Here is a 26679-nt window from a genome sequence, read left to right as displayed (position 1 = left end):
GAGATTATTGATGAGTTCACAACCGGACTGGGCCACCTATATCGCCCAAATGGAGCAGATTCTGGCGCTGGAGCTGGATGATGCGCGCCGCGCCGAGCTGCTGACGCAGTTCAACCGCATCGCCGCCATGGCCGAGCCGCTGATGGCGCTGCCGCTCGACGATCGCCTGGAAGTGGCGGGAGTGTTTCATCCATGAAACTGTCGTCATTATCGATTAATGCCCTGCAGCAGGCGCTGAGTCAGGGCGAGATCAGCGCCCGCGATATCGCGCAAAACACGCTGGCGGCGATTGAACAGCATAAGGCGATCAACGCCTGGACCGAAGTCACCGGCCAGCGCATGCTGCGCGAAGCCGATCAGATCGATCAGCTGCGCCAGCGCGGTGAAGCCTTGCCGCCGTTAGCCGGCATTCCTTACGCGGTGAAAAACCTGTTTGATGTCGCAGGACACAGCACCTTAGCCGGTGCCAGCCTGTTCAGCGCACGCGCGGCGGCGCGCGAGGATGCGTGGGCGGTGAGCAAACTGCGCCAGTCTGGCGCGCTGCTCTCCGGCATGCTGAATATGGATGCCTATGCTTATGGTTTTACCACGGAAAACACCCATTACGGCGCAACGCGCAACCCGCGCGATTTAACCCGCGTGGCGGGCGGATCGTCCGGCGGTTCAGCGGCGGCGGTGGCTGCGGGTTTGGTGCACTTCTCGCTCGGTACCGACACTAACGGCTCGATCCGCGTGCCCGCTTCACTGTGCGGTATCTTTGGCCTGAAGCCGACCTTTGGCCGCCTGTCGCGCAGCGGCAGCCATCCGTTTGTCGCCAGCCTCGATCACATCGGCCCGTTTGCCCGTTCGGTTGAAGATTTGAGCCTGGTGTACGACACCTTGCAAGGTGCCGATGCCAGCGATGCCTTCCAGGCCGCGCAGCCCGTCTCGCCAGCTAGCGCAGGGCTCAGCAAGGGCGCAGAAGGCATGCGCAGCGCGGTACTCGGCGGGTTCTTCTCAACCTGGTGCAGCGATGAAGCGCGTGCCGCCGTGGCGGTGGCAGCTAAAGCGCTGCAGGCAATCGACGAAGTGACCTTGCCGAATGCGGAGATCGCACGCTCGGCGGCCTTTATCATGACCGCCGCAGAAGGCGGCAATCACTACCTGCCGATGCTGCGCACGCAACCGGAGCAGTTCGAGCCCAACTCGCGTGAGCGCCTGCTGGCCGGTGCGATGCTGCCTTCGGCGTGGTACGTGCAGGCCCAGCGTTTCCGCCGCCACTTCCAGCAGCAGGTGCTGCCGCTGTTTGAGCAGTTTGACGTGCTGATTGCGCCCGCCACGCCCTGCACCGCCACCACCATCGGCCAGGAAACCATTCATATCAACGGCCAGCATTTGCCGACGCGCGCCAGCATGGGCATGCTAACCCAGCCGATTTCGTTCCTCGGCTTACCGGTCTGTACCGTGCCGCTGCAAACCGCCAGCGGCTTGCCGATAGGCTTGCAGCTGATCGCTGCGCCGTTTAAAGAACATCTGGCACTGCGCGCCGCCTGGGCGCTGCAACAGCAAGGGCTGACGCTGCCACAAACCACCTTAATGGACGCCTGAAAATGACACCTGAACATATAGATCGCCCGGCAATTCTCGCCGAAGTCACCGCCGCCTTTTACCGCTATGAGCAAGCGCTGATCAGCAATGATGTGGAGGTGTTGGATGAGCTGTTCTGGCACGACAAACGCACCGTGCGTTTGGGCGCGGGTGAGAATTTGTATGGCATTGATGAGATCCGCGCTTTTCGCGCGGCGCGTCCGTCGAAAGGGTTGGATCGCGAGTTACGTAATACGGTGATCACCACTTTTGGCGATGACTATGCGGTGTGCAGTACGGAATTTACGCGTGAAGGTGTAGAGAAAATCGGACGCCAGCAGCAGACGTGGGTGCGATTACCGTGCGGCTGGCGGATTGTCGCGGCGCAGGTGAGTTTGATGAGTTGAGTTGTTTTTTCCCTCACCCTAACCCTCTCCCGCACGCGGGAGAGGGAATGATTGGGCTACCGCACGCGAGAGAGGGAATGATTGGGTGGAGTGATTTGCTAAACCGGGGCTGGATCGGCGCCTTCTCCCGCTGGCGGGAGAAGGTTGGGATGAGGGGCTAAGCGCTCGGTGCCGGATGCGTCACGATCCAGTGATCGGCGATTTGCTGCCGCGTACACACCCACACATCTTCATGCTGCTGAATGTGATCAAGGAAGCGCTGCAAACCACGGAATTTCCCCGGACGTCCCAGTAAACGACAGTGCATGCCAATCGACATCATCTTCGGTGCCGTTTCGCCCTCTTCGTACAGCACATCAAAGGTGTCGCGCAAATAGGTAAAGAACTGCTCCGCCGTGTTGAAGCCCTGCGGCGAGGCGAAGCGCATATCGTTGCACTCCAGCGTGTAAGGGATGACCAGATGCGGTTTAACCGTGCCGTCCTGACAGGTGACCTGCGTCCAGAACGGTAAATCGTCGCCGTAATAGTCGCTGTCATAGCTAAAGCCGCCCTGCTCGACCACCAGGCGTCGGGTGTTTGGGCTGTCGCGGCCGGTGTACCAGCCGGTTGGCGCTTTGCCGAACAGGTCGGTTAACACGTCCACCGCCTGCTGCATATGCTGGCGCTCGGTTTTGGCATCCATTGCCTGATAGTGAATCCAGCGCCAGCCGTGGCTCACCACGTCGTAATCCGCCGCTTTGACCGCCTCGACGATGTCCGGATGACGCGCCAGCGCCATCGCCACGCCAAACACCGTCAGCGGCAAACCGCGCTTTTGAAACTCATTGTGGATGCGCCAGAAACCGGCGCGCGATCCGTATTCATACAGCGAATCCATCGACATATGGCGATCGGCGTAGCTGGCCGCGCCGATGATATCGGAAAGAAACTGCTCGGAACCGGCGTCGCCATGCAACACGTTGTTCTCGGCGCCCTCTTCGTAATTAAGGACAAACTGCACCGCGACGCGCGCTTTGCCCGGCCACTGCGCATGCGGCGGGTTGCCAGCGTAGCCGATCAGATCGCGGGGATAGTTTTTGTTGAAGCTGTACTCTTTCTTGCCAGATACATCATTCATTCTGTAAGTTCCTGTCGCTCAACCAGTGGTTAGTTTAGGTGCTGAAAGGCTCCGCTGAGCGGTTTTTCGAGTGGATAATCGAGATCGCCGTGCTTGCTGGTACCAAAGCCTAGCGCCACCAGCGACTCCACCATTTTTACCGCAGCGCTGACCCCGTCGATTACCGGCATGCCCAGTTCTTTGGTGAGATCCTGCGCCAGCGTAGCCATACCGCCACAGCCCAGCACAATCGCGCCGCTGCCATCTTCGCGTTTGGCCTGCATGCAGCGCTGACGCACTTTCTCCTGCGCCACGCCGCTGCCGTCTTCCAGCGCCAGCACCGGCAGATCGATGGCGTGCAGCGCGGCACAATGGTGTGTGAAGCCATATTGCTGCAGCAGATGGCGCGCAATCACCAGCGTGCGCGGCAAGGTGGTGACAATCGAAAAGCGCGTCGCCACCAGCGTGGCGGTGTGCATGGCCGCTTCCGCAATGCCAATTACCGGGCCGCTTGCCAGTTCACGCGCCGCCAGCAATCCCGGATCGCCGAAGCAGGCAATGATATGGCCGCTCACGCCCTGCTCTTTGCCGCGTTTCACCTGCTCCAGCACACCAATCGCCGCGATGGCCTCATCAAAATGACCTTCAATCGACTCGACGCCGTGAGTCGGGCACACCGCCAGAATCTCGGTGCCCGGCGCGGCGACGGCGCGCGCGGCAGTACCCATGGTTTCCGTCATCGCTAAGCTGGTGTTGGGATTGATGACCTGAATCAGGCTCATGATGCCGCTCCTTTGTTACCGGCAAATAACCGGGTGAAATCAGGCAAGGTTTCGCCGCTGCGCTCAAAGTGCAGGCTGGCAACAATGTGTTCGAAGTGATGCTGCAGCGCCGCCGTCAACCCCGGCAGATCTTTTTGCCGCAGCAGATCCACCAGCCGATCGTGATGATCGCATCGGCAGCCGCGCTGCCACGGTGCACCGTAAGCGGCAATCACCAGCGACGAACGCTGCGTCAGGCGCGTCACCATATCGGTGAGCACTGCGTTACCGGAGATCGCCTGCAGCTGAATATGGAACGCGGCGGAGAGACGAATCGCCGCGGCACCATCATGCTGATCATGTGCCTGCTGCTCTTCTTCAATCAGCACGCCGAGTGCCGCTAAGTGCGGTGCCTGCACGTGGCTCAGCACCGCCGGCAGATTGGCGCACTCTAATAAACTGCGGGTGGCGAAGATGTCGCGGGCTTCATCCACGCCCGGCGTCGCCACCTGTGCACCACGCCTGGGCGACAAAGTGATCATTTGCACCGCGGCGAGGCGTTGCAGCACCTTACGAATGCCGGTGCGACTCACGCCGAAGACATCCGATAAGGCTTCTTCCGGCAATTTACTGCCCGGCGGCAGTTGATGCTCAACGATGGCGGTAAGCAGCGCCTGATAGATAGGTTCATCGCGATCGTTCAGATCGGCAGCCGTTTTCTGGCCTGTTTCACTTTTCATTACCTGCTCCGGTAAGTGACTGTGTGCTGCACATCGTATACGTGAAATTAATTTTTTGTATACAAGAAATCATTTCTGGCCTGGATCCTGCAATACCGTTTCACGCTGTGATTATTTTTCCATGATGTTGAGAGGAGCAGGTTTCATGCCAAATCATTCTGAAGTGACCTCGCGGGTGGCCTCTGAAGCCAACGCACAATACAGTCCACGTCTGTGTAATGACGATCTGGCGCCGACGCGCGACCAGAACTGGTCGTGGTACAACATCTTTTCGTTCTGGATGTCGGACGTGCACAGCATGGGCGGCTACGTGGTGGCCGCCAGCTTCTTTACCCTCGGGCTGGCGAGCTGGCAGGTGCTGCTGTGCTTGTTAGTGGGCATCTGCATTGTGCAGCTGTGCGCCAATCTGGTGGCCAAACCGAGCCAGATGGCAGGCGTACCGTACGCGGTGATTTCGCGTCAGGCGTTTGGCGTGTTCGGCGCTAACATCCCGGCGATTATTCGCGGGCTGATCGCTTTTGCGTGGTACGGCATCCAGACTTATCTGGCGGCTAACGCGCTAATGCTGGTGCTGCTGAAGTTCTTCCCCACCCTGAGCAGCATGACGCAAAGTAGCTGGCTCGGCTTATCTCAGCTGGGCTGGTGTTGTTTCGGTGTGATGTGGTTACTGCAGGCAATGGTGTTCTGGCACGGCATGAACGCGATTAAACGCTTTATTGATGTCGCCGGTCCGGCGGTGTACGTGGTGATGGTGGCGCTGGCGGGCTGGATTGTATACAAAACCGGTTTCGATGGTATCTCCTTTACGCTGGCCAGCAAGCAGTTGAGCACCGGCGAGCAAACCTGGCAGATGATTACCGCCACCGCGCTGGTGGTCTCCTACTTCTCCGGTCCGCTGCTGAATTTTGGTGACTTCTCGCGTTACGGCAAAAGCATGGGCGAAATTCGTCGCGGCAACCGCTGGGGCTTACCGTTCAACTTCCTGCTGTTCTCGATTGTCACCGTGGTGATTGTCTCCGGTACGCAATCGCTGTTCGGCAGAATGATCACCGATCCGATTGAAACTGTCAGCATGGTGGGTAACGACGTGGCGGTGGCGATTGGCCTGCTGACCATGATTATCGCTACCATCGGCATTAATATCGTGGCGAACTTTGTTTCGCCGGCATTCGACTTCTCGAACTGCTCACCGCAGAAAATCAGCTTCCGCACCGGTGGCATGATTGCCGCAGTCGGTTCGGTGTTACTGACGCCGTGGAACCTGTTCCAGTCGCCAGAACTGATTCACTACACGCTGGATGTGCTGGGCTCGTTTATTGGGCCGCTGTTTGGCATCCTGGTGGCCGATTTCTATCTGATCAAACGCAGCAAAGTCTACGTGGATGACCTGTTTGATGACACGCCGAAAGGACGTTACTGGTATCGCGGCGGCTTCAACCCGAAAGCGATTGCCGCGCTGCTGCCGTCGGTGGGCATTTGTCTGGTGATCAGCTTTATTCCTTCACTGCATGCGGTGGCGAACTTTAGCTGGTTTATCGGCGTGGCGTTGGGTGCGGGCTGCTATCGCTGGCTGGCGCGCGCTGACCGCGAAGAGTCGGTGGCGGCGTATCGCGCGACGGTGGCGGTACAGAAGGATTAAGTTGCGTGCGCGCTGGCCCTCATTCCATCCTTCGCCCGCTTGCGAGAGAAGGCGGGGGATGAGGGAAAGCGATACCATTTGGAAAAAGCAAAAAGCCGATGCATTTCTGCATCGGCTTCTTTAAATAGATTGGCGGAACGGACGGGGCTCGAACCCGCGACCCCCTGCGTGACAGGCAGGTATTCTAACCAACTGAACTACCGCTCCGCGCTTTGTTCCCCGTCGAGAACGAGGCGCATATTAATAGCAGCTTTCACACCCGTCAACGCTTTTTCTGTGGGAATGTTTCGTTTGACGTTTTTTTCAGCTTAACGTCGATTTTGCACGCAAAATCAGCCGTTTTACACGCGCCACAAGCAGCTACCACCCTTCTTCTGCACCAAATCCAGACGACCTTCGTGCGCAGCAATCTCTTCATCGCTGGCGCTGACCACGCGCAGACCTGAACTCGGACGCACAATGCGCTGAATGTTCTCCGCGCCGCCCTGATTGTTCTGCTCACCGTCCAGAGAAAATGCCAGCGAGGTTTGACCGCCGGTCATCATCAGGAATACTTCGGCCAGAATCTCGGCATCGAGCAGTGCGCCGTGCAGCGTACGCTTGCTGTTGTCGATTTCATAACGGTTGCACAATGCATCGAGGCTGTTGCGCTTGCCGGGATACATCTTACGCGCCATCGCCAGGCTATCGGTGATCTGGCAGAAGGTTTCGGTTTTGCCGATATCCCGCTTCAGCATGCCGAATTCATAATCCATAAAGCCGATATCGAACGATGCGTTATGGATCACCAGCTCTGCGCCACGGATGTAATCAAGGAATTCGTCGGCGATATCCGCAAACATCGGCTTATCAGCGAGGAATTCATCGGCGATACCGTGAACGCCGAACGCTTCCGGATCCACCAGCCGATCGGGCTTCAGATACATATGGAAGTTGTTGCCGGTCAGGCGACGGTTGATCACCTCAACCGCACCAATTTCAATGATGCGATGTCCTTCATAATGCACACCGATCATGTTCATGCCGGTGGTTTCAGTATCGAGGACGATCTGGCGGTTATTTGCAGTGCTCATAGGACTCGTTTTATGTCAGACTTGGCGTTTTGTCAGAAGGAAGTCTACCAGAGATGCGCAAACAGGTAGAAATATTCACCGATGGATCTTGCCTGGGCAATCCCGGTCCCGGCGGTTATGGCGCCATTTTACGATATGGCGCGCATGAAAAAGAGTTCAGTACAGGCTATCGCCTCACCACCAACAATCGCATGGAAATGATGGCGGCTATCGTGGCGCTCGAAGCGTTAAAACAGCCGTGTGAGGTGGTGATCAGCACCGACAGCCAATATGTTCGTCAGGGTATCACCAGCTGGATCCACAACTGGAAGAAGCGCGGCTGGAAAACCGCCGATAAAAAACCGGTGAAAAATGTCGATCTGTGGAAACGCCTCGATGTGGCGCTCAGCAACCATGAAATTAAGTGGGAATGGGTAAAAGGCCACGCGGGGCATCCGGAGAACGAACGCTGCGACGAACTGGCACGCAGCGCGGCGGGAAAGCCCACTCAGGATGATATCGGTTATCAGGTTGAATCCTGATCCTTCACTTCACGAAACTGGCGCGTGACATTAACCGTTTGCCGTAGCTGGCTTTGACTCAGATTCTTCTTCATTTTGGTGGGCGTTAGCGGGAACGTACGTTTACGTGCCACCACAATGTTCAAACAACCGAGCGCCGGTAAATGCGCGCTGATCACCCTGCCGCCCTGCCGATGCCACGGCACCACCTGAAAACGGGTGCGGTAAACCACCTCATAATTCAGCAGGCCCAGCCAGTCGAGCAATCGTACCTGGCTGAACATCCGTCCACTCCACGGCGCGCGCGAGTGCAAACCCGGAATGCCTTTGCTAATCCCTAATAAACTGAAAGGGTTGAAGCCGCTGATGATCATCCAGCCATCATCGATCAATACCCGATCCACCTCACGCAGTACGCGGTGCGGATCCTGACTCCACGCCAACGTGTGCGCAAGTAAACAGGCATCAACGGATTTAGATTCAAAGGGTAATTGCGTGTTATTGGCGATAACCTGTAATTCATCGCCATCAATGCCCACATTCACCTGATGCGATATGGCACACTGGCTGGTGTTGATTTCTGCGCTGAGGCTGCCAATTTTAAGCATATGAAAGCCATACAGCTTGCCGAGATAAGGCTGCAGTTGCTGAGTGAGCGCGTCGCGAAAATAGTCTCCCATTGGCATATCGCGCCAGGAGCGCGGTGCAGTCAGGATTTGGCGTGTTTTAGCCGGCTTCATGCTCTACCATTTTCCTTTTTCTACGACCTGAGAGGTGTTTATGAATCTTACCAGCATTCCCGCATTGCAGGATAACTACATCTGGACACTGACGGACGATGACAACAGGTGTTTGATAGTCGATCCTGGCGAAGCACAGCCGGTGCTGGATAAAATCAGCGCCAATCATTGGCAACCCGTGGCGATTTTGCTGACACATCATCATCACGATCACGTCGGCGGTGTGGATGAGCTGTTGCAGCACTATCCCGATGTGGCGGTTTTCGGTCCACAGGAAACGGCAGATAAAGGGGCGAAGCGTATTGTGGCCGAAGGTGATGAATTTACCCTGCTTGGGCTGAATTTCCGTGTCATCGCAACACCCGGTCACACTTTAGGACATATCTCATATTTCAGCTCCCCTTATCTTTTCTGTGGTGACACGATGTTTTCTGGCGGCTGCGGGCGATTATTTGAAGGCACTGCAGAGCAAATTTTCGAATCATTTCAAAAACTTAATCAGCTCCCTGAAGATACTCTCGTTTGCTGCGCGCATGAGTACACTTTATCCAATATGAAGTTTGCTGCGGCTATTCTGCCCCACGACCCTAAAATTTTGGCAAGGTATCAGCAAATTAAGGACTTACGCGCAGAAAACCGCATCACTTTACCAACAAAACTGGCCTTAGAGCGGGAAATAAATTTATTTTTACGCACGCAAGAGGCTGATTTACAACAGGCTTTAGGCACTAATGTCTCATCATCAGCGTTATGGCAAACTTTCGCCGATCTACGCGAGAAGAAAGACCGCTTTTGATATTTGAGGTTGTGTTGTGGTGGACCGTCACGTATAGTTGCTCGTCTTTTAAGCGAACTATTGACACACACATGAAGGCTAAAGCGATCTTACTCGCCTCGGTCTTGCTGGTAGGATGTCAGGCATCAAGGAATGACGCCAATATCCCCGTACAGCATGCCCAGAGTCTGTCTTCAGCTGGTCAAGGTGAAAATGGAAAGTACGGAGATCGATTGTTGTCGCCGCGATGGCAGGATGATGGAACAAGCCTCGCAGAAGATACTGATCTCTGGAATCACATTAGTGACGAGTTGAAGATGGGGATTCCGGAAAACAGCCGGATCCGCGAACAAAAAACAAAATTTTTAAAAAATAAGAGCTATCTCCACGATGTAACATTACGGGCAGAGCCGTACATGTACTGGATTGTCGAGCAGATACAGAAACGTAAAATGCCGATGGAACTGGTACTGCTACCCATAGTGGAGAGCGCTTTTGACCCACACGCAACATCTTCTGCGAATGCCGCCGGCATCTGGCAGATTGTTGCACAAACGGGCAAAAACTATGGTTTGAAACAGAACCAATGGTACGACGGACGCCGCGATGTGGTGGCCTCGACCAAAGTAGCGCTGGATATGATGCAGCGTCTGAACGGTATGTTTGACGGCGACTGGTTACTGACCATCGCCGCCTATAACAGCGGTGAAGGACGTGTGCTGAAGGCGATGAAACAGAATAAGGCGCGCGGTAAGCCGACTGACTTCTGGAGTTTATCGCTGCCCCGCGAGACCACGGTTTACGTACCTAAAATGTTGGCCTTGAGTGAGATTCTCAAGAACAACAAGCGTTACGGTATCAAACTGCCGACCCCGAACGAGAGCCGTGCTTTAGCTCGCGTAGAGGTGGGACAGCAGATTGAACTGACGCAGGCCGCCGATATGGCCGGAATGTCTCTCAGCAAGTTGAAGACATTTAATGCCGGTTATAAAAACGGTGCCACTGCGCCAAATGGACCGCACTACATTATGGTGCCTAAGTCCAACGTTGCTAAGTTGCGCGATTCACTGGCTTCCGGTGATATCGCTTCCGTGCAGCCTACCGAGATGGCGAAAGTCAGTGCGGCAGGAAACAGCTATACGGTACGCAAAGGTGACACCTTGTCTGGCATTGCCAACAAGCTTGGCGTAAGCGTCAGTGCACTGAAACAGCAGAACAATCTGCGCAGCGCTTCAGTTCGTACCGGTCAGACTCTGACCGTGAACGGCAAAGCGAGCACGCAATTGGCTGATAACGGCAACAGCATCACCTACCGTGTACGTAAGGGTGATTCTTTTGCCAGTATTGCTAAACGCCACGGTGTGAACACCAAAGACGTTATGCGCTGGAACAGTGACGCTAAAGACATTCAGCCGGGCGACAAGCTCACGCTGTTTGTGAATAATAGCGCAACACCTGATACCTAATGCCCCGAAAAGGCTGACTTTTGTCAGCCTTTTTCATTTTCTGCTTCTGCTAAATTCTGCATATAGCCTGTTGAGGCTCTGACTTACCCTATGCTGTAATATTTTCAGCTGAATGTTGTGACGGTTGCGAGGCGGGAGCTCAAGCGTATTGGCTTAACGCTCGATACCGTAGAGAGAGTTGAACTCAACCAGCAGCGGATTGTGATCTGATGCGCGCGTCACCAGCACAGAAGCTTCACTGACCTTCATATCACGGTAGAAGACGAAATCCAGTGGGCGCCCAAAGGCTTTTCGGCGATGGTCATCGGTGAAGTTCACCTCACGCAAAGACATCTCCCGCGCAAAGCGATACAGCGCATTCATGCGCTGGCGGCTCCAGGCGTTGAAATCCCCCGCCATGATCACCGGCCCACGATGATGTTGAATCTGTTCGCCAATCGGCCCCAACTGTTTGCTGTAGACATCGACACCGAGACTGAAATTGACCGCGTGGATATTCACCACCATTAGCATTTCGCCCGTGGGTAATGGATACGCCGTGACCAGCGCAGATTTGGCCAAACGCAGTAGCGGCTCACGTTCCCGTAGTGGGCAACAGTACACAGGGTGCGCAGACGCCAACGTCATGACGCCGGAAGGATGTTGCGGTAAGACAAAGGCTGGCACCTGATCGGCCGCGAGATAGTTACTGGTGGCGAATTTGACCAGTTCAGGCGTGGCCTGCGCCTCCTGCAGCAGAACAAGGTGGGCATCTTTGCCAAAACCCTGGAGCACAGACATCCAGTCTGCACGCTGTTGCTTAAAGATATTCCAGACTAAAACTCGCAGTGTGGGATCAGCTGGCAAAGGTGCGCCAGGCGGTAATGCCTGCCCAAGATGCAGCATTGCCCCCGGCGGAAAAATCCGTTCTGCTGGCTGACCGGCTACATAACGCATTGAATAAGTTTTTTTCCGCACTTTCCCGCCCAACTGGTTTACGACTCGCACTTCACCTGACTGTTATAGGGATTTTAGCGCGGGGTTTCAATTGGTGTTCTTGATTGTCGGAATTCGCCTCACAGCTTACCAATGTAAAAGCCTGCCAGCTGGCAGGCTTTCGTGCGGGTTATTCCATCGCTATCGCAGTCTGAGTTTTATCGGGTTGGCCACTCAATCGCACTAGCAGCAGCGCGCCAGGTACATACACCGTACCGATCCACGGGGTTTGCGCCAGTCCATAATATTCAACAATGCAGAATCACGCTCACCGCGGCAGGCAGCGTAATACGGAGTTGTTCAGCGATGGTTGGGCTCAGAACGACAATAACAAATTCTGTCGTTCCGATCGCACAGGCACTGATCTTCAGCGGCCAAAGTGCAATTGGCGTGATTAACTCCCATTAAGGTTTTGATGGGCGTTAATGTTGCCGCATGCTTTAATGACAATAAGATGCAAAGTGAGAGTGGACTTTTGCTTTTGGAGGGATAATGAAAGCATCGTCAGATGAGCTTAAAGTGTTTATCGCTGTAGTGGAGAGCGGCAGCTTTAGTCGCGCTGCAGAGCAATTGCAGATGGCCAATTCAGCGGTGAGTCGCACGGTTAAAAAACTGGAGAATAAGCTGGGTGTCGCGCTCTTAACGCGTACTACGCGTCAGCTAGCGCTCACTCATGAGGGCGAGCATTATTTTCGCCGCGTGCAAAAGTTGATGCAGGAGATGTCAACCGCCGAGAGCGAGTTGATTGAGCGTCAGATGGTGCCTCAGGGCGTACTGCGTATTGATGCTGCCACACCCGTAATTCTGCATCTGTTGCTACCGATGATTAAACCCTTTCGTGAGCGCTATCCCAATGTCACACTATCGCTCATCTCTTCAGAGAGCTTTATTAACCTCATCGAACGTAAAGTCGATGTGGCGATTCGCGCTGGCAATTTGACGGATTCTACACTGCGCGCTCGTTTGCTCTTTATAAGCTATCGCAAATTAGTGGCGACGCCGGCTTATCTGGCGAAATATGGTGTCCCTGCATCAACAGCTGATTTGGCTCAGCATGAATGCCTTGGCTTCGTTGAAACGCCACGCTTAAATCGCTGGCCTTTCGCAGATGAAGGTGGCGATCTTTATGACATCACGCCAGGAATGTCATCTAACAGCGGTGAAACGCTCAAACAGCTAGTGCTAGGCGACCAAGGTATCGCGTGTTTATCAGATTTTATGGTAGATAAAGAGATAGCTGATGGTACTTTTATTGAACTGCTTGCTGAACAGCGTATTCCAGTTGAGATGCCTTTTAATGCAGTCTATTACAGTGACTTAGGAGTTAGCCAACGCGTTAGGGCGTTTATCGATTTTCTGAGTGAATGGGTTAAAGCTCAGCCCTGGCGAGTGCAGGGCTGAAAAGGGATGCAGCGATTAATCCCAGTCTGGCGCCAAACCTTCTGGACCCACTAAGCGCTGATGACGATCCAGCGCGGCAATATTTGCCATATCTTGATCGTCTAGCTGCAGATCAACCGCTGTCATGTTGCTCGCCAGGTTTTCACGTTTGGTTGATGACGGGATCACCGCGTAACCTAACTTCATCGCCCATGCCAAAACAACCTGTGCCGGAGTAGCTTTGTGCTTCTGTGCAATGGTATTAATTACCTCATCCTTCAGCGCTTCTCCATAAGCTAACGTCATGTAAGAAGTGATGTGAAGACCATTCTTTTTAGCAAAATCAACCACCTGCCGATTCTGCAGAAAGGGATGCAGCTCAATCTGGTTAGTCGCTATATTTTCCACGCCAACCGCGTCAATCGCCTCTTTCATCAAAGCAATTGGGAAGTTTGAGATACCAATTTGCCGCGTCAGGCCTGCTTCTTTTGCTGCCATCAATGCCAACATGCTCTCTTTTACCGATACCGCCGATCCGGGAGAAGGCCAGTGGATTAAAGTGAGATCGACATAATCGGTGCGCAGTTTCGCCAGACTTTCTTTCAAGCTGAGAATCAACTTCTCAGCCGAAAGATTCTCAATCCAGATTTTGGTGGTAATAAACAAGTCGCCGCGTACTACACCACTCTCAGCGATCGCCTGCCCCACAGCCGCTTCATTTTCATAGATTTGCGCAGTATCAATTGTGCGATAGCCAAGTTCCAACGCAGTTTTAACTGAATGGATTACAACGTCATCTTGCAGGCGGAAAGTACCTAAACCAAAGGCGGGGATCGTCATGATTTCCTCATCGTATAGCGTTATGTTTCGATGGGAACTATTGTGGCAAGTTTATTGTTGCTGAAAAATCCGTTTATAAGCAAAAAAATTTTGATTTTTTATCAACAATAATGACGAAATTGCAGATATGAAAAAGCCCTGACTTTTCAGTCAGGGCTTATCAATTAAGTGGCGGAACGGACGGGGCTCGAACCCGCGACCCCCTGCGTGACAGGCAGGTATTCTAACCAACTGAACTACCGCTCCACCGATTCTGTACTGAAATCAGACAATCGTTCTGATTTCAGGTATTCCGCCCTTCCCGCGTCACGGGGAAGGTCACGACCCGGTAACAGGTCTTAAATTGATGCCTGGCAGTTCCCTACTCTCGCATGGGGAGGCCCCACACTACCATCGGCGCTACGGCGTTTCACTTCTGAGTTCGGCATGGGGTCAGGTGGGACCACCGCGCTAAAGCCGCCAGGCAAATTCTTGCTGCAAAAACGAATAACATTCGCTTCCGCTAATTTTTTATCCGGTAAAACAAGCTGAAAATCCGGTCTCTCAGACCAAAACGCCTCTGGCGTTGTAAGGTTAAGCCTCACGGGTCATTAGTACCGGTTAGCTCAACGCATCGCTGCGCTTACACATCCGGCCTATCAACGTCGTAGTCTTCAACGTCCCTTCAGGACCCTCAAGGGGTCAGGGAGAACTCATCTCGGGGCAAGTTTCGTGCTTAGATGCTTTCAGCACTTATCTTTTCCGCACTTAGCTACCGGGCAGTGCCATTGGCATGACAACCCGAACACCAGTGGTGCGTTCACTCCGGTCCTCTCGTACTAGGAGCAACCCCCCTCAATTCTCCAGCGCCCACGGCAGATAGGGACCGAACTGTCTCACGACGTTCTAAACCCAGCTCGCGTACCACTTTAAACGGCGAACAGCCGTACCCTTGGGACCTACTTCAGCCCCAGGATGTGATGAGCCGACATCGAGGTGCCAAACACCGCCGTCGATATGAACTCTTGGGCGGTATCAGCCTGTTATCCCCGGAGTACCTTTTATCCGTTGAGCGATGGCCCTTCCATTCAGAACCACCGGATCACTATGACCTGCTTTCGCACCTGCTCGAGCCGTCACTCTCGCAGTCAAGCTGGCTTATGCCATTGCACTAACCTCCTGATGTCCGACCAGGATTAGCCAACCTTCGTGCTCCTCCGTTACTCTTTGGGAGGAGACCGCCCCAGTCAAACTACCCACCAGACACTGTCCGCAGCCCGGATTACGGGCCTACGTTAGAACATCAAACATTAAAGGGTGGTATTTCAAGGTTGGCTCCACGCAGACTGGCGTCCACGCTTCAAAGCCTCCCACCTATCCTACACATCAAGGCTCAATGTTCAGTGTCAAGCTATAGTAAAGGTTCACGGGGTCTTTCCGTCTTGCCGCGGGTACACTGCATCTTCACAGCGATTTCAATTTCACTGAGTCTCGGGTGGAGACAGCCTGGCCATCATTACGCCATTCGTGCAGGTCGGAACTTACCCGACAAGGAATTTCGCTACCTTAGGACCGTTATAGTTACGGCCGCCGTTTACCGGGGCTTCGATCAAGAGCTTCTCCTTGCGGATAACCCCATCAATTAACCTTCCGGCACCGGGCAGGCGTCACACCGTATACGTCCACTTTCGTGTTTGCACAGTGCTGTGTTTTTAATAAACAGTTGCAGCCAGCTGGTATCTTCGACTGCCTTCAGCTCCATCCGCGAGGGACTTCACCTGATGACAGCGTGCCTTCTCCCGAAGTTACGGCACCATTTTGCCTAGTTCCTTCACCCGAGTTCTCTCAAGCGCCTTGGTATTCTCTACCTGACCACCTGTGTCGGTTTGGGGTACGATTTCGTGTTACCTGGAGCTTAGAGGCTTTTCCTGGAAGCAGGGCATCAGTTACTTCACCACCGTGGTGGCTCGTCGTCACGCCTCAGCCTTAAGATACCCCGGATTTACCAAAGGTATCAGCCTACACGCTTAAACCGGGACAACCGTCGCCCGGATAACCTAGCCTTCTCCGTCCCCCCTTCGCAGTAACACCAAGTGCAGGAATATTAACCTGCTTCCCATCGACTACGCTTTTCAGCCTCGCCTTAGGGGTCGACTCACCCTGCTCCGATTAACGTTGAACAGGAACCCTTGGTCTTCCGGCGAGCGGGCTTTTCACCCGCTTTATCGTTACTTATGTCAGCATTCGCACTTCTGATACCTCCAGCATGCCTCACAGCACACCTTCAACGGCTTACAGAACGCTCCCCTACCCAACAACACATAGTGTCGCTGCCGCAGCTTCGGTGCATGGTTTAGCCCCGTTACATCTTCCGCGCAGGCCGACTCGACCAGTGAGCTATTACGCTTTCTTTAAATGATGGCTGCTTCTAAGCCAACATCCTGGCTGTCTGTGCCTTCCCACATCGTTTCCCACTTAACCATGACTTTGGGACCTTAGCTGGCGGTCTGGGTTGTTTCCCTCTTCACGACGGACGTTAGCACCCGCCGTGTGTCTCCCGTGATAACATTCTCCGGTATTCGCAGTTTGCATCGGGTTGGTAAGCCGGGATGGCCCCCTAGCCGAAACAGTGCTCTACCCCCGGAGATGAGTTCACGAGGCGCTACCTAAATAGCTTTCGGGGAGAACCAGCTATCTCCCGGTTTGATTGGCCTTTCACCCCCAGCCACAAGTCATCCGCTAATTTTTCAACATTAGTCGGTTCGGTCCTCCAGTTAGTGTTACCCAACCTTCAACCTGCCCATGGCTAGATCACCGGGTTTCGGGTCTATACCCTGCAACTTAACGCCCAGTTAAGACTCGGTTTCCCTGCGGCTCCCCTATACGGTTAACCTTGCTACAGAATATAAGTCGCTGACCCATTATACAAAAGGTACGCAGTCACCCCATTAAAGAGGCTCCCACTGCTTGTACGTACACGGTTTCAGGTTCTGTTTCACTCCCCTCGCCGGGGTTCTTTTCGCCTTTCCCTCACGGTACTGGTTCACTATCGGTCAGTCAGGAGTATTTAGCCTTGGAGGATGGTCCCCCCATATTCAGACAGGATACCACGTGTCCCGCCCTACTCTTCGAACTCACAGAATGTGCACTTTCGTGTACGGGACTATCACCCGGTATCGTGCGACTTTCCAGACGCTTCCACTAACGCACAAACTGATTCAGGTTCTGGGCTGTTCCCCGTTCGCTCGCCGCTACTGGGGGAATCTCGGTTGATTTCTTTTCCTCCGGGTACTTAGATGTTTCAGTTCCCCGGGTTCGCCTCGCAACACTATGTATTCATGTTGCGATGATGCACTGGGTGCACCGGGTTTCCCCATTCGGACATCGTCGGCTGTAGCGGTTCATATCACCTTACCGACGCTTTACGCAGATTAGCACGTCCTTCATCGCCTCTGACTGCCAGGGCATCCACCGTGTACGCTTAGTCGCTTAACCTCACAACCCACAGGCGTTTTGCAACGCGTGCAGACTGCAAGCATTTGAGAGACTCGAACGCGCTGTTATTCATTTCTTATTACGGAGAAATGAACCAACGCGTCGTTTCAATTTTCAGCTTGTTCCGGATTGTTAAAGAGCAGTATCTCAGACGCAGCTCGTAAGCTTCGTTTGAGATACGTCGTGGAGACACCTTTCACCTGTCACCAAGCAAGTGGCGTCCCCTAGGGGATTCGAACCCCTGTTGCCGCCGTGAAAGGGCGGAGTCCTAACCGCTAGACGAAGGGGACACGATAGTGTCACGACTTCGCAGCCGTCTTGCTCATTACTTTCTATCAGACAATCTGTGTGAGCACTTCGCGGGAAGGTATCTTCAGGTAAGGAGGTGATCCAACCGCAGGTTCCCCTACGGTTACCTTGTTACGACTTCACCCCAGTCATGAATCACAAAGTGGTAAGCGCCCTCCCGAAGGTTAAGCTACCTACTTCTTTTGCAACCCACTCCCATGGTGTGACGGGCGGTGTGTACAAGGCCCGGGAACGTATTCACCGTAGCATTCTGATCTACGATTACTAGCGATTCCGACTTCACGGAGTCGAGTTGCAGACTCCGATCCGGACTACGACGCACTTTATGAGGTCCGCTTGCTCTCGCGAGGTCGCTTCTCTTTGTATGCGCCATTGTAGCACGTGTGTAGCCCTACTCGTAAGGGCCATGATGACTTGACGTCATCCCCACCTTCCTCCAGTTTATCACTGGCAGTCTCCTTTGAGTTCCCGGCCGAACCGCTGGCAACAAAGGATAAGGGTTGCGCTCGTTGCGGGACTTAACCCAACATTTCACAACACGAGCTGACGACAGCCATGCAGCACCTGTCTCAGAGTTCCCGAAGGCACCAAAGCATCTCTGCTAAGTTCTCTGGATGTCAAGAGTAGGTAAGGTTCTTCGCGTTGCATCGAATTAAACCACATGCTCCACCGCTTGTGCGGGCCCCCGTCAATTCATTTGAGTTTTAACCTTGCGGCCGTACTCCCCAGGCGGTCGACTTAACGCGTTAGCTCCGGAAGCCACTCCTCAAGGGAACAACCTCCAAGTCGACATCGTTTACGGCGTGGACTACCAGGGTATCTAATCCTGTTTGCTCCCCACGCTTTCGCACCTGAGCGTCAGTCTTTGTCCAGGGGGCCGCCTTCGCCACCGGTATTCCTCCAGATCTCTACGCATTTCACCGCTACACCTGGAATTCTACCCCCCTCTACAAGACTCCAGCCTGCCAGTTTCGAATGCAGTTCCCAGGTTAAGCCCGGGGATTTCACATCCGACTTGACAGACCGCCTGCGTGCGCTTTACGCCCAGTAATTCCGATTAACGCTTGCACCCTCCGTATTACCGCGGCTGCTGGCACGGAGTTAGCCGGTGCTTCTTCTGCGGGTAACGTCAATCGGTGAAGCTATTAACTTCACCGCCTTCCTCCCCGCTGAAAGTACTTTACAACCCGAAGGCCTTCTTCATACACGCGGCATGGCTGCATCAGGCTTGCGCCCATTGTGCAATATTCCCCACTGCTGCCTCCCGTAGGAGTCTGGACCGTGTCTCAGTTCCAGTGTGGCTGGTCATCCTCTCAGACCAGCTAGGGATCGTCGCCTAGGTGAGCCATTACCCCACCTACTAGCTAATCCCATCTGGGCACATCCGATGGTGTGAGGCCCGAAGGTCCCCCACTTTGGTCTTGCGACGTTATGCGGTATTAGCTACCGTTTCCAGTAGTTATCCCCCTCCATCGGGCAGTTTCCCAGACGTTACTCACCCGTCCGCCACTCGTCACCCGAGAGCAAGCTCTCTGTGCTACCGTTCGACTTGCATGTGTTAGGCCTGCCGCCAGCGTTCAATCTGAGCCATGATCAAACTCTTCAATTTAAGTTTGATTTGCTGAAACGAGTTCAGCGGTGCTCATCTGTAAAACGTCATAATGAATTTCATTATGTGTTCACTCGTGAGGCTTTGATATTTTTTTGCGTCCGGAGACGCGGATATCAATCCTGCGAGTGCCCACACAGATTGTCTGATAAATTGTTAAAGAGCGTTGCGAACAGCGGCTGAACCGTCTGTCGCGAGGTGGCGTATACTACGCTACTCTCCTTCGGAGTCAAACACTTTTTTCAGCGTCTTCATCCGGCGGGATGAATTTTTTCAATCCCTGCCAAGCCGTCTGCGTTGCCGCTTTGCCGTCTCAGTGGTGGCGCATTATAGGGAGTTATTCGGAGCTGACAAGTGCAAATTTCAAGTTTTTTGCTGTTCGCTTGAAATTTGCGCAAAAGACCCGTTTTCAGGCCTTTTTGATGCGTGCTGGCAGCTCTGCCAGGCTGTTAATCACCCAATCCGCCACTGCTTCCCCTTCTGCCGTTACCGGCTTGCCACTACGCACCAGCACTTTGGTACCCACACCCGCTGCTAACGCCGCCTGCATATCTTCTATTTTGTCGCCTACCATATAAGAAGAAGCCATATCGATATCCAGATGCTGCTGCGCGGAGAGCAACATGCCCGGCTGCGGCTTACGGCAATCACACTGCTGGCGATACGCTTCTACCGTGGCATCTGGCAAATGCGGACAGAAATAGATGCCATCCAAATCAACATCACGATCGGCCAGCGACCAATCCATCCATTCTGTGAGTTGCATAAACTGGTCTTCGGTAAACATGCCACGCGCAATGCCCGACTGGTTAGTCACCAGTACCAGCGCATAGCCCATCTTCTTTAACGCCTGTAGCGCTTCGATGGTGCCATCAATGAATTCGAAATTATCGATTTCATGAACATAGCCGTGATCAACATTCAATGTGCCATCACGATCAAGAAAAATAGCCGGGACTTTGTTCGCCACGTAGAAACTCCTGCTGAAAATGTGTCGCTAAGTATCGCATGATTGCGTATAGCGAGAGAATGGCAGTTTGAATGACTTCCATTGATTTAGCCGTCTGGATGCCTTAACATCCATCCAAATTTCGCACAGCCCTGCTGAGTGAAGCCCGATACACCACGGACTATGCAACACGATAATAAATAAACTAATGATTAAACTCGAAAATATCACCAAAGTGTTCCAGCAAGGCTCACGCACCATTCAGGCGCTGTCCAACGTCAGCCTGCACGTGCCTGCTGGACAGATCTATGGCGTCATCGGTTCCTCCGGTGCCGGTAAAAGTACCCTGATTCGCTGCGTCAATCTGCTGGAGCGCCCAACCTCCGGACGCGTGCTGGTTGATGGCCAGGAATTAACCACCCTTTCTTCTGGCCAATTGACGCTGGCACGCCGCCAGATTGGCATGATTTTCCAGCACTTTAATCTGATGAACTCCCGCACCGTCTCCGGTAACGTGGCGCTGCCATTAGAGTTAGGCAATCTTTCGCGCGAACAGATAAAGAAGCGCGTTAGCGAATTACTCGATCTGGTGGGATTATCAGACAAGCATGATAGCTGGCCAGCGAATCTCTCTGGCGGACAAAAGCAGCGTGTTGCGATTGCCCGCGCACTGGCGAGCAATCCTAAGGTGCTGCTGTGTGATGAAGCCACCAGCGCACTGGATCCTGCAACCACGCGTTCAATTCTGGAGCTGCTTAAGGACATTAACCGTCGTCTGGGCATTACCATTCTGTTGATCACCCATGAAATGGATGTGGTGAAACGCATCTGCGATCAGGTTGCGGTGATCAGCAATGGTGAGTTAATTGAAAAAGACAGCGTAAGCGAAGTGTTTTCGCATCCGAAAACGCCGCTGGCGCAACAATTCATTCAATCTACGCTGCATCTGGATATCCCCGACGACTACCAGCAACGCATGGCGCCACAGCCAACAGCTGATAGCGTGCCGCTGCTGCGTCTCGAGTTCACCGGCAAATCGGTGGATGCTCCGCTACTGTCAGAATCGGCTCGACGCTTTAACGTTAATAACAACATCATCAGTGCGCAGATGGATTACGCCGGCGGCGTGAAGTTCGGCATCATGCTGGCTGAGATGGATGGCAGTGAAACAGATACACAAGCCGCGATTGCCTGGCTGAAAGAAAATCATGTGAAAGTAGAGGTGTTGGGTTATGTCTGAAGCGATGATGTGGTTACTGACGCGTGGCGTCTGGGAAACGCTGATGATGACCTTCGTCTCTGGTTTCTTTGGTTTTGTCCTCGGTCTTCCGATTGGCGTGCTGCTGTATGTGACGCGTCCCGGCCAGATTCTGGCCAACAACGCGCTTTATCGCGTGCTGTCCGCGCTGGTGAATATCTTCCGTTCGATTCCGTTCATTATCCTGCTGGTATGGATGATTCCATTCACTCGCGCCATTGTCGGCACCTCGATTGGCCTGCAAGCCGCGATTGTGCCGCTAACCGTCGGCGCCGCGCCGTTTATTGCACGTATGGTGGAAAACGCCCTGCTGGAACTGCCAACCGGATTGATCGAAGCATCTCGCGCCATGGGCGCCACGCCGCTGCAGATCGTGCGTAAAGTCCTGCTGCCGGAAGCGCTGCCAGGTCTGGTGAATGCCGCTACAATTACCCTGATTACGCTGGTTGGCTACTCCGCAATGGGCGGAGCGGTTGGCGCAGGCGGTTTGGGCCAGATTGGCTATCAATACGGTTACATTGGCTATAACGCCACCGTAATGAACACCGTGCTGGTTTTGCTGGTTGTGCTGGTCTATTTAATCCAATTCTGTGGCGACCGCATTGTACGTGCTGTGTCCCATAAGTAAGCAAGCAACATCAATAGTCCTCTATTAAGGAAAGGATATGTCTTTTACATTTAAAAAGATTGCCGCTGTGGGTGCTCTGATTGGCGCAATTGCGCTGGCAGGATGCGATCAGAAAGCAAAAGATCCAAACCACATTAAAGTGGGTGTGATTGTCGGCGCTGAACAGCAGGTTGCTGAAACTGCAGTTAAAGTGGCGAAAGAGAAATATGGCCTCGATGTTGAGCTGGTGACCTTTAACGATTACGTACTGCCAAACGAAGCGCTGAGCAAAGGTGATATTGACGTTAACGCCTTCCAGCATAAGCCGTATCTGGATCAGCAGATCAAAGATCGCGGTTACAAGCTGGCCATTGTGGCGAACACCTTCGTTTACCCAATCGCCGGCTACTCGAAGAAAATCAAATCACTGGATGAACTGCAGGACGGTTCACAGGTTGCTATCCCGAACGATCCAACCAACCTGGGACGTTCACTGCTGCTGCTGCAGAAAGTCGGCCTGATCAAACTGAAAGATGGCGTTGGCCTGCTGCCAACCTCACTGGATATCATTGAGAACCCGAAAAAGCTGAAGATTGTTGAGCTGGAAGCGCCGCAGCTGCCACGTTCACTTGACGACCAGCAGATCGCACTGGCGGTGATCAACACCACGTACGCCAGCCAGATTGGTCTGACGCCAGCGAAAGATGGCATCTTCGTGGAAGACAAAGATTCACCTTACGTGAACCTGATTGTTAGCCGTGAAGACAACAAAGACGCTGAGAACGTGAAGAAGTTTGTGCAGGCGTACCAATCAGACGAAGTGTCTGAAGCGGCCAACAAGATCTTCAACGGCGGCGCAGTGAAAGGCTGGTAATGTTCACCTTTCATGCCTTGCAGGGCGGCTTCGGCCGCCCTTTCTTTTGCCATAAATTGCACCTGACTTGTTATTTATTGTCGTCCTTGTTTCAATAACGCCACTTTTTTATTACTTGAGGATGTTGCCATGCGTTTTTTACCGCTCTGCTTGTTAGCATTGATGCTAACCGGGTGTGTGCGTGAATATCACCCGATAAGCAGTGCTCCTTCTCGTCCGCAACAGGCATCCAGCGAACCACAACGTAAACCGACTCCACGTCCCGCGCCGGTGAAGATCTACACCGATGCGACCGATCTGGTCAGCAACCCGTTCCGCGATTTGGGCGAAGTCTCTGCTGAAGATTGCCAGAGCAGCAGCCAGGATTCGCCTCCTAACATCAACACCGCGCGCAAGCGCCTGCAGATTCGCGCAGCCGGCATGAAAGCCAACGCCGTCCTGCTGCATAAGTGCGAAATTGTCACCAGCACGCCGGGATGCTATCGCCAGGCCATTTGCCAGGGCTCCGCACTGAAAGTCTCAAATCAATGAGTGAGTTTGCCTTTGCGCAAATCGGCGTAATTCGTTCGCCGTGGAAAGAGAAGTTTGCCGTTCCGCGCCAGCCCGGTCTGGTGCAGGATGGCGGCGGCGAGCTGCATCTGCTACCACCTTACAATCAGCCGGAAGCGGTACGCGGGCTGGAAGCGTTTAGTCATTTGTGGGTGCTGTTTGTGTTCCACCAAACGATGGAAGGTGGCTGGCGTCCGACCGTGCGTCCACCGCGCCTCGGTGGCAATGCGCGTATGGGCGTGTTTGCCACCCGTTCAACCTTCCGCCCCAATCCTATCGGTATGTCGCTGGTTGAGTTAAAAGGCATTCGCTGCGAGAAGCAGCAGGTGATCTTGCAGCTCGGCAGCCTCGATTTAGTCGATGGCACGCCGGTGGTGGATATCAAACCTTATCTGCCGTTCGCCGAAGCGCTGCCTGATGCGCGCGCCGGGTTTGCGCAGGCGGCGCCTGATGCCACCATGCCGGTGCGCTTTTCGCCGCTGGCGCAGAGCCAGCTTCAGCTGCAGCAGAAAACCCATCCGCAGCTAGCGCGTTTCATTAGCGAAGTGCTGGCACAGGATCCGCGCCCGGCTTACCGTAAAGGTGAGACGGAAGATCGTGAATATGCCGCCTGGCTACTCGACTTTAACGTGCGCTGGCGCATTGATGAGGCAGGAACCGAGGTGATCGCCCTCGATCCCCGTTAAAACCCGCTTTTGAGTGATTGATCTCGCTGGTACACTAGCCGCCAGAAAAATTTTGTCAGTTTCCTTCCGTATAACTGGAATCGTAATCAATGCGTACTACTCAATATCTGCTCTCCACTCTGAAGGAGACACCTTCCGATGCAGAAGTGATCAGCCACCAGCTGATGCTGCGCGCCGGCATGATCCGCAAACTGGCTTCCGGTCTCTACACCTGGTTGCCGACCGGGATTCGCGTGCTGCGAAAAGTTGAAAACATCGTGCGTGAAGAGATGAACAACGCCGGTGCGATTGAGATCTCCATGCCGGTGGTTCAGCCTGCCGATCTGTGGGAAGAGAGCGGCCGTTGGGAGCAATACGGCCCGGAACTGCTGCGCATTAAAGATCGTCATGAACGTCCCTTCGTGCTGGGTCCAACCCACGAAGAAGTGGTTACCGATTTGATCCGCAACGAGCTGAGCTCTTATAAGCAGCTGCCGCTCAATCTGTATCAGATCCAGACCAAATTCCGCGATGAAGTGCGCCCGCGTTTTGGTGTGATGCGTTCACGCGAGTTCATCATGAAAGATGCTTACTCGTTCCACACCACGCAGGAATCGCTGCAGGAAACCTACGACGCGATGTACCGCGCCTACAGCCAGAGCTTCAGCCGTATGGGCCTGGATTTCCGCGCCGTACAAGCTGACACCGGTTCTATCGGCGGCAGCGCATCACATGAATTCCAGGTGCTGGCACTGAGCGGTGAAGATGACGTGATCTTCTCCAGCGAATCCGATTACGCGGCCAACATTGAGAAAGCCGAGGCCTTAGCGCCGGCTGGCGAGCGTCCGCAGGCCACAGAAGCTATGACGCAGTTCGATACGCCAAACGCCAAGACTATCGCCGAGCTGGTTGAGCAACATCAGTTACCGATTGAGAAAACCGTTAAGACGCTGTTCGTCAAAGCCACCGAAGAGAGCGGCCACACGCTGGTTGCCCTGCTGCTGCGCGGCGATCATCAGCTGAACGAAATTAAAGCTGAGAAGCTGGATATCGTCGCTGAACCGCTGGAGATGGCGAGCGAAGAACAGATTCGCGCGCTGCTGGGTGCCGGTCCAGGCTCGCTCGGCCCGGTCGGTTTGACCATGCCAGTGATCGCCGATCGTACCGTGGCAAAAACAGCTGACTTCTGCGCGGGTGCCAACATTGATGGCAAACACCTGAGCGGCATCAACTGGGGCCGCGATCTGCCAGAACCTCGCGTGGAAGATATCCGTAACGTGGTGGAAGGCGATCCAAGCCCAGACGGCAAAGGTACGCTGCTGATTAAACGCGGTATCGAAGTGGGCCACATCTTCCAGCTGGGTACCAAGTACTCCGAAGCGATGAAAGCAGCGGTTCAGGGCGAAGATGGTCGTAACCAGGTAATGACCATGGGCTGCTACGGCATCGGTATCACGCGCGTTGTGGCGGCGGCAATTGAGCAGAACAACGACGAGCGCGGCATCATCTGGCCTGCGGCATTGGCACCGTTTGAAGTGGCCATTCTGCCAATGAATATGCACAAATCTTTCCGTGTGCAGCAGTTGGCTGAAGAGCTGTACAACACGCTGCGTGCCAAAGGCATTGACGTGATTCTGGATGACCGTAAAGAGCGTCCAGGTGTGATGTTCGCGGATATGGAGCTGATTGGCGTGCCGCACACCATCGTAATTGGCGATCGTAATCTCGATAACGAAGAGATTGAGTATAAGGCGCGTACCGCCAGCGAGAAGCAGATGATTAAGCAACATGACATCGTCGACTTCCTGGTGAAAGCCCTCAACAAGTAACGCTAAAACGCCTCCAGCCGGAGGCGTTTTTTATTGCACCTTTCCGCGCATCGCCTTCACGTTACTGCGCCGCGTTTTACCTTCCAGCCGCCTCACTTTAGAGCCGTGCGTCGGTTTGGTCGCACGCCGCACTTTTTCCACCGTGGTTAACTCCTGAATCAGATTTATCAGCCGCTGCACGGCCGCTTCCCGATTCATTTCCTGGCTGCGATGTTCCTGTGCTTTGATGATCACCACGCCTTCTGCGGTAATCAAATGATGGCTCGCCGCCAGCAGTCGCTCTTTATAAAACGGCGGCAGCGATGAGGCATGAATATCAAATCGCAGGTGAATCGCCGTCGACGTTTTATTCACATGTTGGCCACCGGCACCTTGCGCACGGATGGCACTGAGTTCCACTTCATTATCTGCAAGTGAAAGCGATCGAGACAGCACAATCATCTGTCACCTACCGTTTGGCTCGACGTTGCGTCGCGTAATAACCTGTTCATCAACTTAACCTTTTGTGCGCACGCTGAATGCATAAGACCAGCGCGAAATGTCACTTTTGCCCATTTGCTTGCATCATTCCCGTGACGACCGGGCTGATTTCGATGAA

At 53.9% G+C, this 26679-nt stretch carries 22 protein-coding genes, 3 tRNA genes, 3 rRNA genes and 1 pseudogene; 14 read left to right on the top strand and 15 right to left on the bottom strand.

Annotated elements, in window-relative coordinates; genetic code table 11:
• Window positions 1–10: 10 nt before the first annotated feature.
• The 3 genes from hpxX to hpxZ are packed head-to-tail and all read left to right on the top strand — an operon-like array spanning window position 11 to window position 1973.
• On the top strand, window positions 11–196 hold the full coding sequence (gene hpxX / locus PO881_RS04040; protein WP_061723592.1) for an oxalurate catabolism protein HpxX: 186 nt from the start codon (window positions 11–13) through the stop codon (window positions 194–196).
• Window positions 193–1587: an AtzE family amidohydrolase gene (locus PO881_RS04035; RefSeq protein ID WP_280172486.1), complete on the top strand. Its 1395-nt coding sequence runs from the start codon at window positions 193–195 to the stop codon at window positions 1585–1587. Before hpxX ends, PO881_RS04035 begins: the two co-directional genes overlap by 4 nt.
• 2 nt (window positions 1588–1589) lie before the next feature.
• Window positions 1590–1973 (top strand): oxalurate catabolism protein HpxZ, encoded by a 384-nt coding sequence (hpxZ, locus tag PO881_RS04030; RefSeq protein ID WP_271460155.1) that lies wholly within the window; start codon window positions 1590–1592, stop codon window positions 1971–1973.
• Between the two features lie 157 nt (window positions 1974–2130).
• Here hpxZ and puuE read toward each other — a convergent pair whose 3' ends face one another.
• Genes puuE through PO881_RS04015 form a run of 3 tightly spaced genes read right to left on the bottom strand, consistent with a single transcriptional unit; the run spans window position 2131 to window position 4570 of the window.
• On the bottom strand, window positions 2131–3090 hold the full coding sequence (gene puuE / locus PO881_RS04025) for an allantoinase PuuE (RefSeq protein ID WP_192415424.1): 960 nt from the start codon (window positions 3088–3090) through the stop codon (window positions 2131–2133).
• Window positions 3091–3119: 29 nt separating this feature from the next.
• A complete protein-coding gene (gene hpxA, locus PO881_RS04020; RefSeq protein ID WP_110867823.1) occupies window positions 3120–3851 on the bottom strand; it encodes an allantoin racemase in 732 nt (243 codons plus the stop codon).
• Complete coding sequence (locus PO881_RS04015) at window positions 3848–4570, bottom strand: GntR family transcriptional regulator (RefSeq protein WP_101762549.1); 723 nt, start codon at window positions 4568–4570, stop codon at window positions 3848–3850. Before PO881_RS04015 ends, hpxA begins: the two co-directional genes overlap by 4 nt.
• Window positions 4571–4715: 145 nt before the next feature.
• Between PO881_RS04015 and PO881_RS04010 the strand changes: the two genes are divergently transcribed.
• A complete protein-coding gene (locus PO881_RS04010) occupies window positions 4716–6209 on the top strand; it encodes an NCS1 family nucleobase:cation symporter-1 (RefSeq protein WP_192236769.1) in 1494 nt (497 codons plus the stop codon).
• Window positions 6210–6339: 130 nt separating this feature from the next.
• Here PO881_RS04010 and PO881_RS04005 read toward each other — a convergent pair.
• Window positions 6340–6416 (bottom strand) — tRNA-Asp (locus PO881_RS04005).
• A 134-nt stretch (window positions 6417–6550) separates the two neighbouring features.
• Window positions 6551–7282 (bottom strand): DNA polymerase III subunit epsilon, encoded by a 732-nt coding sequence (gene dnaQ / locus PO881_RS04000; protein ID WP_110867826.1) that lies wholly within the window; start codon window positions 7280–7282, stop codon window positions 6551–6553.
• On the opposite strand from dnaQ, the pseudogene rnhA reads away from it, so the two are divergent.
• Window positions 7236–7803 (top strand): annotated as a pseudogene (gene rnhA / locus PO881_RS03995) (ribonuclease HI). The gene dnaQ and the pseudogene rnhA sit on opposite strands and share 47 nt — an antisense overlap.
• On the opposite strand, the gene PO881_RS03990 reads toward rnhA, so the two are convergent.
• The gene (locus PO881_RS03990) at window positions 7788–8522 is read right to left on the bottom strand and encodes a class I SAM-dependent methyltransferase (protein WP_192415425.1); all 735 of its coding nucleotides are present in this window, start codon (window positions 8520–8522) and stop codon (window positions 7788–7790) included. The pseudogene rnhA and the gene PO881_RS03990 sit on opposite strands and share 16 nt — an antisense overlap.
• A gap of 40 nt (window positions 8523–8562) precedes the next feature.
• Here PO881_RS03990 and gloB point away from each other — a divergent pair, with 40 nt between their 5' ends.
• Window positions 8563–9318, top strand: coding sequence for a hydroxyacylglutathione hydrolase (gene gloB, locus PO881_RS03985; RefSeq protein WP_280172485.1), 756 nt, complete (start codon window positions 8563–8565; stop codon window positions 9316–9318).
• A 71-nt stretch (window positions 9319–9389) separates the two neighbouring features.
• A complete protein-coding gene (mltD, locus tag PO881_RS03980) occupies window positions 9390–10763 on the top strand; it encodes a murein transglycosylase D (protein ID WP_192415429.1) in 1374 nt (457 codons plus the stop codon).
• Between the two features lie 153 nt (window positions 10764–10916).
• On the opposite strand, the gene PO881_RS03975 is transcribed toward mltD, so the two are convergent.
• Window positions 10917–11720 (bottom strand): endonuclease/exonuclease/phosphatase family protein, encoded by an 804-nt coding sequence (locus PO881_RS03975; RefSeq protein ID WP_008105211.1) that lies wholly within the window; start codon window positions 11718–11720, stop codon window positions 10917–10919.
• 510 nt (window positions 11721–12230) lie between these two features.
• Here PO881_RS03975 and yafC point away from each other — a divergent pair.
• Complete coding sequence (gene yafC, locus PO881_RS03970; RefSeq protein WP_280172484.1) at window positions 12231–13139, top strand: DNA-binding transcriptional regulator YafC; 909 nt, start codon at window positions 12231–12233, stop codon at window positions 13137–13139.
• 15 nt (window positions 13140–13154) lie between these two features.
• Here yafC and dkgB read toward each other — a convergent pair whose 3' ends face one another.
• The 7 genes from dkgB to gmhB form a co-directional block, all read right to left on the bottom strand.
• Window positions 13155–13958, bottom strand: coding sequence for a 2,5-didehydrogluconate reductase DkgB (gene dkgB, locus PO881_RS03965; RefSeq protein WP_192415433.1), 804 nt, complete (start codon window positions 13956–13958; stop codon window positions 13155–13157).
• 169 nt (window positions 13959–14127) lie between these two features.
• Window positions 14128–14204: transfer RNA gene (locus PO881_RS03960), tRNA-Asp, on the bottom strand.
• Window positions 14205–14306: 102 nt separating this feature from the next.
• Window positions 14307–14422 (bottom strand): 5S ribosomal RNA (rrf, locus tag PO881_RS03955).
• A gap of 105 nt (window positions 14423–14527) precedes the next feature.
• Window positions 14528–17432: ribosomal RNA gene (locus PO881_RS03950) — 23S ribosomal RNA — on the bottom strand.
• A 215-nt stretch (window positions 17433–17647) separates the two neighbouring features.
• Window positions 17648–17722, bottom strand: a tRNA-Glu gene (locus PO881_RS03945).
• Between the two features lie 88 nt (window positions 17723–17810).
• Window positions 17811–19350, bottom strand: a 16S ribosomal RNA gene (locus PO881_RS03940).
• The 16S, 23S and 5S rRNA genes sit together here with 2 tRNA genes alongside, the layout of an rRNA operon.
• A 409-nt stretch (window positions 19351–19759) precedes the next feature.
• Window positions 19760–20320: a D-glycero-beta-D-manno-heptose 1,7-bisphosphate 7-phosphatase gene (gene gmhB / locus PO881_RS03935; RefSeq protein ID WP_192412323.1), complete on the bottom strand. Its 561-nt coding sequence runs from the start codon at window positions 20318–20320 to the stop codon at window positions 19760–19762.
• A gap of 187 nt (window positions 20321–20507) precedes the next feature.
• Here gmhB and metN point away from each other — a divergent pair, with 187 nt between their 5' ends.
• From metN to proS, 6 genes are all read left to right on the top strand, one after another.
• Window positions 20508–21539 carry a methionine ABC transporter ATP-binding protein MetN gene (gene metN / locus PO881_RS03930; protein ID WP_101762027.1) on the top strand — a complete coding sequence of 344 codons (1032 nt, stop codon included), beginning with the start codon at window positions 20508–20510 and terminating at the stop codon, window positions 21537–21539.
• The gene (locus tag PO881_RS03925) at window positions 21532–22185 is read left to right on the top strand and encodes a methionine ABC transporter permease MetI (protein ID WP_101762028.1); all 654 of its coding nucleotides are present in this window, start codon (window positions 21532–21534) and stop codon (window positions 22183–22185) included. The genes metN and PO881_RS03925 overlap by 8 nt, the downstream gene beginning before the upstream one ends.
• Before the next feature lie 37 nt (window positions 22186–22222).
• Window positions 22223–23038, top strand: a complete 816-nt coding sequence (locus tag PO881_RS03920) for a MetQ/NlpA family lipoprotein (RefSeq protein ID WP_101762029.1) — start codon at window positions 22223–22225, stop codon at window positions 23036–23038.
• Between the two features lie 129 nt (window positions 23039–23167).
• On the top strand, window positions 23168–23569 hold the full coding sequence (gene rcsF / locus PO881_RS03915; protein ID WP_101762030.1) for an Rcs stress response system protein RcsF: 402 nt from the start codon (window positions 23168–23170) through the stop codon (window positions 23567–23569).
• Window positions 23566–24273 (top strand): tRNA (N6-threonylcarbamoyladenosine(37)-N6)-methyltransferase TrmO, encoded by a 708-nt coding sequence (tsaA, locus tag PO881_RS03910; RefSeq protein ID WP_192235639.1) that lies wholly within the window; start codon window positions 23566–23568, stop codon window positions 24271–24273. Before rcsF ends, tsaA begins: the two co-directional genes overlap by 4 nt.
• An 89-nt stretch (window positions 24274–24362) precedes the next feature.
• Complete coding sequence (gene proS / locus PO881_RS03905) at window positions 24363–26081, top strand: proline--tRNA ligase (RefSeq protein ID WP_110867580.1); 1719 nt, start codon at window positions 24363–24365, stop codon at window positions 26079–26081.
• Window positions 26082–26111: 30 nt separating this feature from the next.
• On the opposite strand, the gene arfB is transcribed toward proS, so the two are convergent.
• Complete coding sequence (gene arfB / locus PO881_RS03900; protein ID WP_154154056.1) at window positions 26112–26522, bottom strand: alternative ribosome rescue aminoacyl-tRNA hydrolase ArfB; 411 nt, start codon at window positions 26520–26522, stop codon at window positions 26112–26114.
• Between the last annotated feature and the right edge of the window lie 157 nt (window positions 26523–26679).

It is taken from the genome of Pantoea sp. SS70 (assembly GCF_029866845.1).
Classification (GTDB): Bacteria; Pseudomonadota; Gammaproteobacteria; order Enterobacterales; family Enterobacteriaceae; genus Pantoea; species Pantoea leporis.
Note: the sequence above shows the minus strand (reverse complement) of the source record. Positions and strands in the feature narration are given on the sequence as shown.